Annotated in this window: 10 protein-coding genes; 2 read left to right on the forward strand and 8 right to left on the reverse strand. The window is 63.7% G+C overall.

The features are described 5' to 3' along the window. Window positions 1–42: 42 nt before the first annotated feature. Both ACM9LZ_RS19595 and ACM9LZ_RS19600 read right to left on the reverse strand, forming a co-directional pair. The gene (locus tag ACM9LZ_RS19595) at window positions 43–1,791 is read right to left on the reverse strand and encodes a CocE/NonD family hydrolase (protein ID WP_416621205.1); all 1,749 of its coding nucleotides are present in this window, start codon (window positions 1,789–1,791) and stop codon (window positions 43–45) included. Next, the gene (locus ACM9LZ_RS19600) at window positions 1,788–3,818 is read right to left on the reverse strand and encodes a serine hydrolase domain-containing protein (RefSeq protein ID WP_416621206.1); all 2,031 of its coding nucleotides are present in this window, start codon (window positions 3,816–3,818) and stop codon (window positions 1,788–1,790) included. Before ACM9LZ_RS19600 ends, ACM9LZ_RS19595 begins: the two co-directional genes overlap by 4 nt. A gap of 172 nt (window positions 3,819–3,990) precedes the next feature. On the opposite strand from ACM9LZ_RS19600, the gene ACM9LZ_RS19605 reads away from it, so the two are divergent. Then, window positions 3,991–4,704: a TetR/AcrR family transcriptional regulator gene (locus ACM9LZ_RS19605; protein WP_416621207.1), complete on the forward strand. Its 714-nt coding sequence runs from the start codon at window positions 3,991–3,993 to the stop codon at window positions 4,702–4,704. Between the two features lie 60 nt (window positions 4,705–4,764). Here the strand turns inward: ACM9LZ_RS19605 and ACM9LZ_RS19610 are convergent, their stop codons facing one another. Continuing rightward, window positions 4,765–6,906: a TonB-dependent receptor gene (locus tag ACM9LZ_RS19610; protein WP_416621208.1), complete on the reverse strand. Its 2,142-nt coding sequence runs from the start codon at window positions 6,904–6,906 to the stop codon at window positions 4,765–4,767. Between the two features lie 480 nt (window positions 6,907–7,386). After that, window positions 7,387–9,870, reverse strand: coding sequence for a glycogen/starch/alpha-glucan phosphorylase (locus tag ACM9LZ_RS19615; protein WP_416621209.1), 2,484 nt, complete (start codon window positions 9,868–9,870; stop codon window positions 7,387–7,389). A gap of 228 nt (window positions 9,871–10,098) precedes the next feature. Here ACM9LZ_RS19615 and ACM9LZ_RS19620 point away from each other — a divergent pair, with 228 nt between their 5' ends. Further along, window positions 10,099–11,625: an alkaline phosphatase D family protein gene (locus tag ACM9LZ_RS19620; RefSeq protein WP_416621210.1), complete on the forward strand. Its 1,527-nt coding sequence runs from the start codon at window positions 10,099–10,101 to the stop codon at window positions 11,623–11,625. Between the two features lie 14 nt (window positions 11,626–11,639). On the opposite strand, the gene ACM9LZ_RS19625 is transcribed toward ACM9LZ_RS19620, so the two are convergent. From ACM9LZ_RS19625 to metG, 4 genes are read right to left on the reverse strand one after another with little or no spacing between them, the layout of a single operon-like run. Next, the gene (locus ACM9LZ_RS19625; RefSeq protein WP_416621211.1) at window positions 11,640–12,692 is read right to left on the reverse strand and encodes an oxidoreductase; all 1,053 of its coding nucleotides are present in this window, start codon (window positions 12,690–12,692) and stop codon (window positions 11,640–11,642) included. 51 nt (window positions 12,693–12,743) lie between these two features. After that, the gene (locus ACM9LZ_RS19630; protein ID WP_416621212.1) at window positions 12,744–13,535 is read right to left on the reverse strand and encodes an MBL fold metallo-hydrolase; all 792 of its coding nucleotides are present in this window, start codon (window positions 13,533–13,535) and stop codon (window positions 12,744–12,746) included. A 4-nt stretch (window positions 13,536–13,539) separates the two neighbouring features. After that, window positions 13,540–14,334 carry a TatD family hydrolase gene (locus ACM9LZ_RS19635; RefSeq protein WP_416621246.1) on the reverse strand — a complete coding sequence of 265 codons (795 nt, stop codon included), beginning with the start codon at window positions 14,332–14,334 and terminating at the stop codon, window positions 13,540–13,542. Then, a complete protein-coding gene (gene metG / locus ACM9LZ_RS19640) occupies window positions 14,334–15,884 on the reverse strand; it encodes a methionine--tRNA ligase (RefSeq protein WP_416621213.1) in 1,551 nt (516 codons plus the stop codon). Before metG ends, ACM9LZ_RS19635 begins: the two co-directional genes overlap by 1 nt. Window positions 15,885–15,888 lie beyond the last annotated feature (4 nt).

The following is a 15,888-nucleotide window of genomic DNA, read 5'->3' on the forward strand; positions in this document are numbered from 1 at the left end:
TCTCTTGTCATGGGTCCGGCCCCGGTCGGGGCCGGCGTCTCCTCAAAGACCGATCAGCGGCAGTTCCAGCGCGGAGGCATGGATATCGTCGCGATGAAAGGTGAAATGTGCACCGTCGGAACCGGTGACAGGTGCGAACGTGTCGGCATCGGCCCCGGCCAGTGCCAGGCGCAGGCGGAAGCCGGCGGGAATGCGGATGGAGATGGGAAGCAGCCGGACCACGACCTGCATCACCTCCCCCGGCATGACGGGCAGCGCATCGCATGCGCGGTAGCCGTGGGCGGGATCGGCCTGGAACGAATGCTCGCCGGGCGGCAGGACCCTTCGGTGCATCAGGCGCAGCACCCCCTCGGTCAGCAGCGCGACGCGGCCCTGGCTGTCCACCATCTCCAGATACGCGAACAGGGCGGCGTCCGGCCGGTCACAGGCCATCCACAGGTGCAGCACGGGCGCGCCCGTGATCTCCACCGCCCTGTCCAGCGGTGCGCTGTCATAGGTTTGCAGCAGCGCGTCGGCCGGCGCGCGATCGGGATGATGGACAGGTGCGCAGCCGATCTGTGTCCACCAGCGGTTCTGCCGGCCGGTGCTGGCATCGGCCCGGACGGCGTGGACATCCGCCCCGCCATCGACGGGCGGCACTTCGGACAGAAGCCCGTCGCCTGCCAGAAACAACCGGCACGATTGCTGACCGTCGGGCGGCCAGACCGTCGTGGTCCGCCATTGATCGGCCCCCAGCGTGTAGTAATGAAGCCGCCTGGCCGTCGGCGGACAGGCGGCGGCAGACAGCAGGTCGTCCAGGTTTTCCGATGCCGGCAGGGAACGGGGTGTCTGTCCGATGGCGAACGGGTCCTGATGCCAGCGCCTTCCATGGCTCCAGGGCCCGATGAAGACCTCCATCGGGCCGTCGACGCTGTTGAACAGTTCCAGCGCCCCTTCCGCCGTGCCGGCGTCGAACCAGCCGGCCCAATAGGCAATGGGCGTGCCCGCCGCCTCCATGGCCGGGCGCAGGGCATGGATGGACAGTTTCTCGCTGTCCATCACAAGGTCGGTGTCCCAGCCCGCGTTCAGCCGTGCGGCATCATCGATGAAGGTGACGCTGCGGGCCGTGGCACCGATGTTGAAATTGCCGGCATGCCCGGCGATGGCACGCGCCGGGTCCTCGCCCCCCACGGGGGCCGGACCCCGCACGAGCCGGCGGAACAGTGCCTTGTCGATGCCGGGCAACTGGTCGGCCACGCCTTCCACGTCGCCCCGGTCCTGCGCGGCCGTCAGGGCCGCCCAGCGGTCGTTCAGGAAGATATTGGCGACCCCGCCGGGAAACAGGTTGTGGCGATAGATGTCAAAATCGGCAAATTGCGGTGCTGTCAGCACCAGAGCCTTGCGCCCCGTGGACGCCGCCATGAAGGCGGTGTTCCCGCCATAGGAATAGCCGGTCGCCACGATGCGGCCATCCGACCAGTCGCGAGACGCGATCCAGTCGATGACAAGACCCAGGTCGTCGCGTTCCTGCGGCGACCATTCGCAAGCCCGCTGTCCGAATGATGCGCCGGACCCGCGGCTGTCCACCTCCACCAGGGCATAGCCACGGGCCGCCAAATGGCCCGCCATCGCGAATGCCGGCTGGTATTGCGGATCCCCTTCGACCAGATCGAAGGCCCGCCAGTAACGGGTGGACAGCAGGAAAGCCGGAAGACGCCCGTCCATCTCAATCGGCAGCCAGACATCCAGGGCCAGCCGCACCCCATCAGGCATCGCGATGTAATGGGAACGGCGTATCACGGGCGCGGTCATGGCAGATGCACCCCGAGCAGGTTGAAAGTGCCCAGAAAGGCCAGAAGGTAAAGGGACGCGACGGCGATCAGGCTGTAGAAGCCGCGCCGGACCAGTCCGCCGCGCCCCTGCCCCCACCAGTCCCCGCGCCAGGCCAGGACCGATGCCGCGATGATGCCCAGCGCCAGCATGCCGGCCAGATTTGCGATCAGGATGGTGGTGACGAACCGGGCCGGCCGGCCTTCCAGCAGATGGTACATCAACCCGTCGTCCGGACCGTAGAAGCCCAGAAGAGCAAAGGGCAGCGCCACCATGGTCGCCAGCAGGGCCACAGGCATCACCCGCGCGGCCCGTTCGGCACGGCTGCGCCCCGTGCGCCAGAACAGGCACCATGCGCCGCCCAGGAACAGCAGCAATGCCGGCGGCAGGCCCAGCCCGGCCGTGGCCGGGTTCCAGACATCGCCACAGCGCTCCCAACTGTCGACCGACAATTGCGGGGCCAGGGCGACTGCCCGGCCATCGGCGATGGTGAAGGCGTAAACGGCGGAGACATCGGGGTCGCCCTGGCGGGCGGGCGTCGCCGCCGGGTTCCAGAAAACGCCCGGCGCCACCTGCCGGTAACCGGCCACGCCCCGGATGGTCAGCGTTCCGTCGGCGCCGGCCGCCACCTTGTGGACGCCATAGCCGGCATTGAAGAAATCGAAGACCGCCTCGATCGTGCTGTGCGACCGGCGCTGCCGGCAATAGGAACCGGCGAACAGGGACGCCGCCGGCCCTTCCGCGCCCGCCACGGGCCGGTAGGCGCCCAGCAGCAGGGCCAGCGCCTCTTCCCGCACCACGGAGGAGGAGAGGACCGGTTGCGTGGTGACCTTAGGATCGGGGGTCAGGCGGGTGCGGGTGACCAGTGTGGCAAGCTGTTCCTCCAGCCCCACGACAGGTCCCTCCCCGACGATGGACGCGAAGACACCCATGCCGCGTTCAGGGACCATCAGCATGACCGTCTGAAAGCCGGGCCAGCCACCGCCATGTTCGACCACATGGGCGCCGTTCCAAAGGCTTTCCAGGAACACCATGCCGACGCCACTGACGGCGGGATGGTTGGTCGCATCGCGCGCATGCATGCGGCGGAAACCTTCCGGCGTCAGGATGCCCGCCTTTCCTCCCTCCCCGGCGATGTGGGCATTCATGAAACGCGCCATGTCCAGGCCCGTGGTCGTGATGCCGCCCGCCGGCGCGATGAACGGATGCATGGGGATGAAGCCGATCTTCTGCCAATCCCCGTTGGGCAATGCCGCATATGGGATGGCCATCCGTTCGGACGGCTGCATGCGCAAATCCAGGCGGCTGTCGGCCATGCCCAGCGGATCGAAGATGTGAGCCTTGAAATAGGCATCGATCGGCTGTCCCGACACGTCTTCCACGATCAGGCCCAGCACGGCCGTGCCGAAATTGGAATAGACGATGGTGGCACCAGGCGGGCGCACCAGGTCGGGCATGTACCGACGGATCAGGTCGGCATCCACCGGATGTGCCACAACCCGATCGGTCCCCAGCGAGAAGGCGAAATCCTCGAACCCCGCACGATGGGTCAGCAGGTCGCGTACCGTGATCTCCCGCCCCTGCCAGGAGGGCAGTTGCACCCGCTTAAGATAGATGTTGGCGTCATCGTCCAGCGATGCGATGCGGCCCTGCTCCAGCAACTGGGCGATGGCCGTGGCCGTCACGGACTTGGTGGTCGATCCGATCCGCACTTCTGTTGTCGCCGGGTCCATGGCCCGGCCCGTGGCAGGGTCGGCCAGGCCGTATCCCCTGGCGACCAACACCTCCCCGTCCTTCACCACCACGATCTCCGCCCCCGAGAACCGGCGCGCCGCCAGTGCCGGACCGAACAGGTCATCGGCCCAGGCAGCCACCGTTGCGGCATCAGGACGGGGATCGGTCACAGCGGTTGGGGACATGGGCGCCATCGGCGCGTCCGCCCGGGCCGACAGGACGGGCAGGCACAGCAGGCCGGTCAGCGCCACGCGGAAAGCCAAGGGAACACGCATGGTTCATCGCCCTTATTTGGATGAATTAATATTCAATGAGTTAGAATTCATAACCAATCTCCTGTCAATAACCAAAAGGGGTCGACGCAGAAATTCATTGAACCTGAGTTCAGGATACCCTAGCTATTAGCGGGAGAAAAATGGCGATACCGCAATCACAGGGAATTTGACGATGTCCGAAAAGGGAACGCCGCGCACTGCCCGGGCACCGGCAAAAAGCCGCAAGGAACAAGCACAGCAAACCCGCGCGCGGCTGAAGGATGCGACAAGGTCCGTGCTGGGTCGCATCGGATACCGCCAGATGCGCATTGCCGATATCACGACGGAGGCGGGCGTTGCTGTTGGCCTGTTCTACCATTACTTCCCAGACCTGAAGGCCATTACGGCAGAGGTTCTTTCCGACTTCATGGCGGGCATGACGCAAAAAGCCCGCCAGATCCCACAGGGTGGCGACCTGTTCGACACGCTTTACGAGCAGTACAAGATTCTGATCGGCCATTTCGAAGAACATCCCGGCCTGGTACGCTGCATGCTGCAGGCATCCGACGAGATCCCCGAATTCGGGCAGATATGGGACAGTTCCAACCGCCAATGGACTGCCAGCTTTGCGCGCTATCTGGGGGAATGCTGCAAGCCGGCACGGCTGGACGACGCCACCCTGACCATGATGGCCTACTGCCTGGGCTCCATGTCCGACGGGGTGCTGCAGGAATATTATGTGCAGCGCAATCCCGACCTGCTGGCCTGCACCCCATCCATCGATGCGCTGTCGGAAATGCTGGCCGTCCTGACCTATCGCGCGGTGTTCCTGACCAACCCGCCCCCGGAAAAGCTGGCTGCCACGAAGGAACTGCTGGCCGTACCGGGCACTGTGCCAGCCCCCTGACCCCAGGTCACCGGCCGGTGCGGGGCACCTGCGCCCGGCACCGGCCCGCCTCGGGCATGGTCAGAACTTGCGCATGACATTCACGCCGATCGTCCGCGGACGGTTAACATTGACGCGGGCATCGCCCAGCGTGCGATCCACGAACAGTTCGGCCCGCTTGTCGAACAGATTGTTGGCGAACAGGCTGATGTCCGTTTCGCCATAGATCACGCCGACCTTGGCGTTGGCCAGTTCATAGCCGCGCTGCCGGTCGGGGGCCGGCACGCGGCTGGTGAAGCCGTTATAGCTGGCGCCCACATGCTGAAGATTGGCCTGGGTATAGGCCGACCAGCCCGCCGTCATGTCCCATTCGTACCGGCCGAACAAATCATAGGTGAAGCGCGGCACCGCGGGAATCCGGTCGCCCTTCCGGCCGGCACCACTGCGGCTGTCGGCTGACAGATAGGCATCGGTATAGGCGGCAGCCACCCCGATTTCCAGACCCGCCATGGGCCTGACGGAGAATTCGCCTTCCAGCCCCTTGCTGACCGCCTTGTCACCGTTGGTAACGTAGGAGAAGCCGTCGGCGCGCGTCACCGTCACCTGGATGTCCGTCCAGTCGATATAGAAAGCGGAAAGGTTCAGCGTGGCGCGACCGTTCCACAAGGTGGACTTGAAACCGACCTCATAGTTCCACAGGCTGTCGCTGTCGAACGAGGATGGCGCCGCCACGCCGTTCAGCGGCGGCAGGGTTGAATTGGGTCCGCCCACGCGAAAGCCCTGCGCCGCCTGGGTATAGAGCAGGATGTCTGGTGTGGCCTGGAAAGAGAGGTTGACCTTCGGATTGATCTTCTTTTCCGAACTGTCGCTCATATCAGTGGAATAACCGCCGGCGATCAGGCCATCGGATAGCTTGAAGACCTTTTCCTTCACCTGGAAGGCCCGCAAACCACCCGTCACCTTCAACCGGTCGTCCAGGTATACGGTCAGTTCGCCGAACGCGGCCTTCTGCGTCAGCCGGCTGCGGATGGTGCTGTCCAGCAAGGGCGTACCCACCGGCACACCAAACACGCCGCCATGCCATGCATATTGGTTCAGCACGCTCTTGCGACGGGAATAGAAAAGGCCGGCAATCCATTCCACGCTGTCGGACGGGGCCGAGGCCAGACGGATCTCCTGCACGAAATTGCGATCGGGCACGACATTGTTCAGCCAGACCGGCGCCGGAGCGCCCAGGAAGGCCATTACGTCGCGCACATCATCGAATATGCGGTCCAGATAGGAGGTGGAGGAGGACAGTTCCGCCCAATCCAGATCATAGGTCAGGCCCAAACTGTAGAGATCCAGATCGTCGTTGCGCACCTCCGGCACGGCCCGGCTCTGGGTCAGGCCCGGCAGGGCGGGGTTGATCTCCTGGCTGCCGCCCACATCGGTGCGCTGGATCAACAGGCTGGCCGTCGCCGCGAACCGTTCCGACAGGGCGAATTTCGCAGCGGCACGGGTGCCCCAGGTCTCGTTGTCGTTCACATCCCTGCTGGACAATTGCGCATTGTCGATGAAGCCATCCTCGTTCCGGTAATACCCGACGATGCGGATGGCGGCCTTGTCCTGGGCCAGCGGCACATTCACCATGCCGTTCAGGGCATAATTCTCGCCGCCCTTGCGCGTGCTGGACAGTTGGACCGATGCGGCGCCCGCGACCCTGGTCAGATCCGGCTTGGCCGTGATGATCTTGATCGTGCCGCCCATCGACCCCGCACCATACAGCGTCCCCTGCGGCCCGCGCAGCACCTCCACCCGTTCCACGTCAAACAGGCGCAGATCGGGTTCGTTGCTGGGATAGGACACGGGCGTCTCGTCGATATAGATGCCGACGGGCGATTGATGGTTCTGGTCGACGCCGGTGGAGATGCCACGCAGCGTCACCTTGTTCTTGCCCGCGCCACGATCGACGAAGGACAGGCCCGGCACGGCACGGGCATAGTCCGTGAATTCATCCATGCCGCGCTTTTCCAGCGTTTCGGCCGCGACGGCGGAGATGGGCAGCGGCACTGCCTGCAGGGGCTGCTGCCGCTTCTGCGCCGTCACGATGATCTCTTCCAGCACCAGGCGGCCACCATCGCCAGTGACCGGCTGCGCCGTCGCCACGGCCGCCGGTGCCAGCGCCAGGACCACCAGGCTGGCCGCCCACCGCAGATGCCCACACCGACCATTCCCGCTCATGTTTCCTAAGCCACGCATTTTTACGGCTCCCTGCCATATTGAATTTTTGCTCATTGAATATTAATTCACTGTAATGCGGGAAGTCAACGGTCCCAAGCACGGCCCTTTGCGCATTCCGGTCGCAGGCACGGGGGTACCGGTCGCGCACTGTCACCAGCCGCGTTGGCGTCGAAAATTGGAGTGGAAAGCATGGGGGCCCCGGGCGCGCTCCGCGCCTCTGGGGAAAATCCACGGAATATCAGGGCGATGGTGGCTGGCGTAAAAAGGCTGGCCCGGCGGGCGTCATGCCTTGTCCCGGCGATTCGAACTCACTCGGGACAGGTATCATACTATTTTGCGGTGATCAGAACCTATTGGTTCTGATCACTGCCCTCAATCGCCGGCGCCATCATTCGTTGGCTTGGCGACGCCGCACGAGCGGTGCTGTGGCGGTCGCCGCCGAACCAACTTGCGATGAGTAGAACTCATCGCAAGTTGGTATCAATCCGCTTCGCCCGCCATCGGCAGCACCGGCGATACGTTCCAGATGTCGCGGGCATATTCCATGATGGTGCGGTCGGAGGAGAACCAGCCCATGCCCGCCACATTCAAGATGGCCTTCTCGGCCCAGTCGCGGGGGGTGCGATAAAGGGCGGCGGCGGCGGCATGCGCGTTGCGGTAATCCTCGAAATCGGCGGTGACCAGGAAATGGTCGCCATTCAGCAGGCTGTCCACGATGGGACGGAAACGGCCGGGATCGTCGGGGGAAAAGGCACCGGTGGCGATCATGTCCAGGGCGCGCTTCAAATGCGGATTGGCCGCCACGACCTGACGGGGATCGAACGCGCCGCCCTGCCGAAGATCCTGCACCTCGGCCGCGGTCAGGCCGAAGATGAAGATATTGTCGGCTCCCACATGCTCGCGGATTTCGACATTGGCGCCGTCCAGGGTGCCGATGGTCAGGGCACCGTTCAGGGCCAGCTTCATGTTGCCGGTGCCCGATGCCTCCATCCCCGCCGTGGAAATCTGTTCCGACAGGTCGGCCGCCGGCATGATGATTTCCGCCTGACTGACATTGTAGTTGGGCAGCATCACCAGCTTCAGGCGCCCGCGCACCTGCGGATCATTGTTGATCACGCCGGCAATGTCGTTGGCCAGCTTGATAATCAGCTTGGCCTGATGATAGGCCGGGGCCGCCTTGCCCGCCAGGATCTTCGTGACGGGAACGAACTCCCCCAGGGGATTGTCGCGGATCTGGTTGTAGAGGGCGACCGTCTGCAGAAGATTGAGCAATTGCCGCTTATATTCATGGATGCGCTTCACCTGCACATCGAACAGACTGTCCACATCGACATCGATCCGCAGATGCCGGGCGATGTAGGCCGCCAGCCGTTTCTTGTTCTGCCGCTTGGCACGGCGGAACTCCTCCACGAACACCTCGTCATCCACGCGATCGCGCAGGCTGGCCAATTGTTCAAGGTCGGTGATCCACCCTTCCCCGATGCGGCTGGTGATCAGCCGGGACAGGGCCGGATTGGCCTGGTGCAGCCAACGGCGCGGCGTGATGCCATTGGTCTTGTTGGTGATGCGGTCGGGGAATTCCCGATGATAATCCGCGAACACGGTCCGCTTCATCAGGTCGGTATGCAGGGCGGATACGCCATTGACCTTGTGGCTGCCCAGAAAGGCCAGCCCGCCCATGCGCACCCGCCGTTCCCCATTCTCATCGATAAGAGACAGACGGCGGATCGTTTCCATGTCGTACCGACCCCAGGACTGCTCCAGGAACCTGGCGTTGATATCATAGATGATCTGCATGTGGCGCGGCAGAACCCGCTCCAGCATCGAAACGGGCCATGTCTCAAGTGCTTCCGGCAGCAATGTATGGTTGGTATAGCTGAAGGTACGCCGCGTCAGGTCCCAGGCCTTGTCCCAATCAAGCCCGTGAATGTCCAGAAGGATGCGCATCAGCTCGGCGATGCCGATGGCCGGATGCGTGTCGTTGAGCTGGATGGCCGCCTTCTCCGGCAGCGCATCGAAATTCTGGTGATGCTGCATATAGCGGCGCAGGATGTCCTGCAAGCTGGCACTGGTGAAGAAATATTCCTGCTTGAAGCGAAGCTCCCGCCCGACCGCCGTCGCGTCGTTGGGGTACAGCACGCGCGACAGGTTCTCCGACAGGACCTTGCTTTCCACCGCCTTCATATAGTCGCCGTCGTTGAAGTGGTGGAAATCGAAATCGCTGGTGGCGCGGGCCGACCAGAGGCGCAGCGTATTGATCGTTTCGCCACCGAAACCGACCACCGGCGTGTCGAACGCCATGGCATGGACGGTTTCGGTATCCACCCAGCGCCGTCGCTCCTGGCCTTTGGTGTCGATGAAATTCTCAACCCGTCCGTGGAAATGGATGGGATAGAGAACCTCCGGCCGCGCGAACTCCCACGGATTGCCGAAGCGCAACCAGTTGTCGGGGAACTCGACCTGCCAGCCCTGGTCGAAGCGCTGCTCGAACAGGCCATATTCATAGCGGATGCCATAGCCGTAGGCGGGCAGGTTGCGGGTCGCCATGCTGTCCAGGAAACAGGCGGCCAGCCGTCCCAGCCCGCCATTGCCCAATGCGGGATCGGGTTCCGCCTCCAGCACCTCTTCCAGCCGCAGGCCCAGCCGGTCCACCGCCTCCCGGCAGGCGTCCGTCAGGCCCAGATTGGCCAGGTTGTTGGACAACAGCCGGCCGATCAGAAATTCCATCGAGAAATAGTAGATGCGCTTGGCATCGCTGGCATAGACACCACGTGTCGTATCCATCCAGCGGTCCACGACCCGGTCGCGTACCGACAGGGCACCGCTGGCGAACCAGTCGCGCCGCGTCGCCGTCTTGGAATCCTTGCCCACCGAATAGACCAGCCATTCCAGGAAGGAGCGTTTCAGTGCATCGACATCGACGGCCTTGCGGCCGAGGTCACGGGAACGGTAGCGGGCATCCATGGGGGAAGGGCTTTCACTGCAATCAAAGGCCGTAAAGCTTGTCATTCCGCCCTGACAATGCCCAATTGGCAATGAAAATATGAAAACCTGCCGATAAGGTTCCGGCTATTCCTCCACCCCGGACGGCATAGGCGTTTCCGGAAATTGCGGCAGGACAGGCAAAACACTTACCATCCCCCGATGACCGACCGATCCATTGCCAGACGCAAGTCCAGACCCCGGCAGAAAGTGGCCCCGCCCCAAATTCTGCTCGGCCCCATCCTGCATGCCCGCGGCGCACAGGGGCCGACGGGGTCAGGACCACGCTGGCGCCTGTCCGCCGTCTTCCTGCTGGGGGGAGAACAGGAGCCGCCGGACCTGCAGGTGGCGGGCGTCAGCCTGCCTGTTCCCCCGCGTTTCATGCAGGAATGGCGCGACCTGCCCCCCGTCGGCCCGGTGGGGGAGCCCTGTCCCGGCGGTCTGCTGCGCCTGTGGCGTTATGATTTCGCCGTGCCGCGCGGATTGCAGGATGGACGCATCGCCTATGGCTTCACAGGGGATGAACGGCGCTGGCAGGTCTGCGTACCGGGCATCGCCATCCCGCCCCGCATCGCCTACACGGCCTGCGGCGGCTGCGAGGATGAAGCGCATATCGAAGAGGCGGGCCTGAAGCGCAACAGCCTTTGGGCCCGGCTGTTGAGCCGTCATCGCGCCACGCCGCAGCACCTGATGCTGATGGGGGGCGACCAGATCTATGCCGACGGTTTGTGGGAACGGGTGCCCGCCCTGCGTCCCGCCACCGAACTGAAGCCGATGAAACGGTCGGCTGCCATCGCCGAGCCGGATTTGGAACGGCAGCTCGACGCCTGGTTCATCGCCAGCTACCGCCACGGCTGGAACCAGCCGGAAACAGCGGCCATGCTGGCCTCTGTCCCCGGCCTTCGCATGTGGGACGACCATGACATCATCGATGGCTGGGGCTCCCACCCGGCGGAGATGCTGGACAGTCCCGTTTATAAGGCCATCTATGCCGCGGCCCGCCGGGCCTTCCGGCTGTTCCAGATCGGCATGACCGACGACGACCCGGCCGACACGCTGCTTTCCGACCAGCCGCCCTCCTTCACCCTGGGCATGCGCCTGAACGGCATCGGCATCTTTGCCCCCGACCTGCGCAGCGAGCGGCGGCTGGACCGCGTGATGGACCCGGCTACCCTCGACAAGCTGCCGGAATGGCTGGCGGATTTCGCACCCTGCGCCCACCTTCTGGTCATGTCGAGCGTGCCGCTGCTGTTCCCCAGCTTCGCGCTGGCAGAGCGGCTGCTGAACCTGCTGCCCGGCCGCCAGGCGATGGAGGATGATCTCCGCGACCAATGGCGCAGCCCGGCACACCACGCACAATGGCAGACCATGCTGCGCCATCTGGTCGATTTCGCCGGCCGGACAGAGACCCGCGTCACGATCCTGTCGGGGGAGGTGCATCTGGCGGCGCACGGTCAGCTTACCGGACCCGGTGTCGATATCCATCAATTGGTCAGTTCAGGCATCGTGCATCCGCCGCCTGCCATGCTGGCGGTGGAGATGATGGAAAGGCTCACGCGCAAGCAGGAGGACCTGTTCGACCGGCTGCACCTGTCCATGCTGCCCATGCCCGGCACCGACCGCTGCCTGCTGGCTGCCCGCAACTATCTGACGCTGACCGGACGCGACGATGGCGGCATCATCGCCGAATGGCATGCCGAGGGGGTGGACAACCCCATGGTGGTGCCCATCGGATGACGGGCATTATCTGCTCAGACCGGTTCCGACAGGTCGATTTCCCGCCGTTGCCCGGCACTTTCGATCCCCAGCGCCAGAAGCTGCATGACCTGGATGGCTTCCGCGGCGGTTACCGGGTTGGGGCCGTCGCCCGTTATCGCGTCGCGCACCCCGGCATAGTACCGGCGATAATCGCCAGCCGGCCCCGCATGCGGACCGGACCGCAGACCATCCGGTGCCGGGCGTGTCAAACAGGCCGGCAGGGGATCGACGCCCCAATCGTCACACCCGGGCGGAAGCCCCGCCTTCAACTGGTCTTCCTGCCGGTCCAACCCATGTTTGATGAAGCTGCCGCCATCGCCATGCACGGCAAAGCGCAGCCCGCTGTCGGGGATCAGCATGCTGCCGTGCAGAATGATGCGCAAGCCATCAGGATAGCGCATCAAGGCATGAAAATAATCCGCGGCCCCATCGCCCGCGCGCTGGGTCGCGATGTCGACGAAGATGGAAAGTGGCAGCCCGAACAGGAACAAGGCCTGGTCCAACAGGTGCGATCCCAGATCGTACCAGAGGCCGGCGCCCGCCACATCGGCCCGTTCCCGCCAACGATCACGCCGTTCGGACCGGAACCGGTCGAAATGGCTTTCAAACTGTGTCACCCGGCCCAGGGCACCCTGCCGGATCAGTGCCGACAGGGCGAGAAAATCCGCGTCCCACCGACGATTATGGAAAATTGAAAGCACCCGGCCGCTGGCGCCCGCCTGTCGTTCCAGGGCCTGTGCATCGGCCAGCGCTACGGTGAACGGCTTGTCCACGACAACATGCTTGCCGGCGGCCAGCGCCAAGCTTGCCTGTTCGGCATGAAGGCTGTTCGGCGTGGCGATGACAACCAGATCGATGGTGGGATCGGCCAGCACCTCGCCAATCTGCGCCCTGACGGGAACCCTGGGCCAGTACGGTGCCACCTTTGCCGGGTTTCCCGACACGATGGCGGCCAGTTCCAAACCGGCCGTCGCGGCGATCAACGGGGCATGGAAGGTCTGCCCGGCATACCCGAACCCGACGAGTGCGGTGCGTATCGATCCCATTTCAATGTCCTTTCAGAACAATAATTTATAGGCCGATACTGTCCGGAAACGTCAATCCCCCCGCCCGCCCGGCACGATGACCATTCCATCATGGCCCGGTTCCACGCCCGCCGGCAACAGGGTGCGCAGCGTGGCATAGTCCATCGTCTGGTTCATATGGGTCAGAATGGCGCGACGCGGGCGCAATCGTTCGATCCAACCGCGCGTGATCTCCCAATGCGCGTGGACCGGATGTGGGGGCGCCAGCCGCACGCAGTCAACGATCCAGGTATCTACCCCCTCCAGGACAGCGAAAGCCGTGTCATCCAGATGCACCACGTCGGTGGAATAACCGATGGGCCCGAAGCGGAATCCTAAGCTCCGGGAATAGCCGTGATCCTGAGAGAAGGGAAGAATATCAATGGAACCAATGGATAAGGGCCCATTGATGATGTTCGGCACCAGCACGGGGCGCGGATAGTGCGGCGGCTTTGCCGGCACCGGATCGAAGCAGTAATCGAACCGCCGGGTCAGGATTTCCATCGTCGCGGCGTCACCATAAAGATGGACCGGTGCATTCTGCAGCCAGTTCACGGCGCGCAGATCATCGATACCATGCGCATGGTCGGCATGAGCATGGGTGTACAGCACCCCGTCCAGCCGGGAAACGCCGGCATCATTCAACTGCTCCCGCATATCGGGACCGGTATCGACCAGGATGGTCGTGTCGTGGTTCTGGACCAGGATGGACGGGCGGCGGCGGCGGTTGCGCGGTTCAGCCGGATCGGCATCGCCCCAGACATTGCCGACCAGCGGCACCCCGCCGGAACCGCCGCAACCCAATATCGTGACACGCAGGTCCAATCGCTTAGGCCGCCTTCACCGCTGATTGGGGCACCTTGTTGAAAAGGCGCAAGAAATTGCCGGTCGACACCTGGGCCATCACGGCTGCATCAACCCCCTTCACGGCGGCCAGATGCCGGGCCGTATGGGCCACGAACGCGGGCTCGTTTCGCTTGCCCCGCATGGGCACGGGCGCCAGATAGGGCGCATCGGTTTCCACCAGCAGCCGATCCATGGGGACGATTGCCGCGGTTTCCCGCAGATCCTCCGACTTCTTGAAGGTCACGATACCGGACAGGGAAATGTAAAAGCCGATTTCCAAAGCTTGTTCAGCCAGTTGCCGGCTGCTGCTGAAGCAGTGCAGCAGGCCGCGCAACCGCCCCTGACCTTCTTCCTTCAGGATGCGGATCGTATCTTCGTCCGCGTCGCGGGTATGAACGATGATGGGCAGGTCGGTTTCCAGGCAGACCCGGATATGCCGGCGGAAGCTTTCCTGCTGAACATCGCGGGGCGACTTGTCATAGAAATAATCCAGCCCCGTCTCCCCGATGCCGACGACCTTCGGCCGCTGCGCCAGGCGAAGCAGCTCCGCCTCGTCGCAAAGCGCAAACTCCTCCTCCGCATTGTGCGGGTGGACACCCAGGGTGCAATAGACGTCGTCATAGGCCATGGCCACGTCATGCACCTGGCCGAACCGGCTGATATGGGTACAGATGGTCAGCATCAGCCCAACGCCGGCATCACGGGCCCGCTGCACCACGGCATCGCGCTCGGGCGCGAAGTCCGGAAAGTCCAGATGGCAATGGCTGTCGACCAGCATCATTTCCCCTCCTCCGGCACCACAAGGCGCGGGAAGGCCGGGGCCGGGGCCGGCAGCAGCGTGCCGGGCACCAGCGGGTGGGCGCCCAGATCGCCGAAGCCCCGCTGATCAGCGGGGACGACCAACTGATCCAGGATACGGTTGCTGGCATCAGGCATGAAGGGCTGGGTCAGGATCGCCAGTTGGCGGATGACCTCTGCCAGATTGTACAGCACCGTGCCCAGGCGCGTCTGATCCGTCTTGCGCAAGGTCCAGGGCGCCATCTCGTCGACATAGCGGTTGGCATCGCCGACGACACGCCACACGGCATCCAACGCCTTGTTGAAGGCCTGCACGTCCAGCTCGGAACGCACGGCATCCAGCATGCCGGCGGCGGCACCCAGAAGGGAACGATCCGCATCCGTCAGGGCATCGGGCACCGGCACCCTGCCCTCGTGGTATTTCTGGATCATCGACAGAACACGTTGGCACAAATTACCGTAATCATTGGCCAATTCGCCATTGATCCGCTGCACCATCGCGCGCTTGGAGAAGTCGCCATCATTGCCGAACGGGATTTCCCGCAGCAGGAAGTAGCGGGTCTGGTCCAGACCATAGGTTTCCAGCAGGTCGCCAGGCTTCACGACATTGCCCAGCGACTTGGACATCTTCTCCCCCTCCACGGTCCACCAGCCATGGGCGAAGACACGCTTGGGCAGCGGCAGGCCGGCGGCCATCAGGAAGGCGGGCCAATAGACGGTATGGAAGCGCAGGATATCCTTGCCGACCATGTGCAGATCGGCCGGCCACCAGGTCTTGAAGGCGGGATTGTCCGTGTCCGGGTAGCCGATGGCAGTGACGTAATTCACCAGCGCATCCAGCCAGACATACATGACATGCTTTTCGTCACCGGGAACCTTGATCCCCCAGTCGAAGGTCGTGCGGCTGATCGACAGGTCCTTCAGGCCTCGCTTCACGAAAGCCATGACCTCCGACCGCTTGCCAGACGGCATGATGAACTGCGGCTGCTCCTCATAGAGCTTCATCAGCTTGTCGGTATAGTCCGACAGACGGAAGAAGTAGCTGGGTTCCTCCACCCATTCCACAGGCGCCCCGGTCGGGGCGAAGCGCTGTCCGTCGCGCTCGCTCAGTTCGTCCTCGCCGTAGTAAGCTTCGTCGCGAACGGAATACCAGCCATTATAGCTGCCCAGATAGATGGCGCCGTTTTCGACCAGTTTCTGCCAGATGGCCTGCGCCGAGCGAATGTGGCGCGGTTCCGTCGTGCGGATGAAGTCATCATTGCTGATATTAAGAAGTTTCGCCAAGTCCCTGAAATTCTGGGAATTCTTATCAGCAAGCGCCTGTGGCGTCGTGCCGAAATTCTCGGCAGATTTCTGCACTTTCTGGCCATGCTCGTCCGTGCCGGTCAGAAACTTGACGTCGAAACCATCCAGCCGCTTGAAGCGGGCCATCACGTCGCAAGCGATCGTCGTGTAGGCGTGGCCGACATGCGGCGCATCATTCACGTAATAGATCGGCGTGGTGATGTAGTAGGGCGGGCGCCCGGACATGAGA

The organism is Niveispirillum fermenti, assembly GCF_048066175.1.
In the GTDB taxonomy this organism is placed as follows: domain Bacteria; phylum Pseudomonadota; class Alphaproteobacteria; order Azospirillales; family Azospirillaceae; genus Niveispirillum; species Niveispirillum fermenti.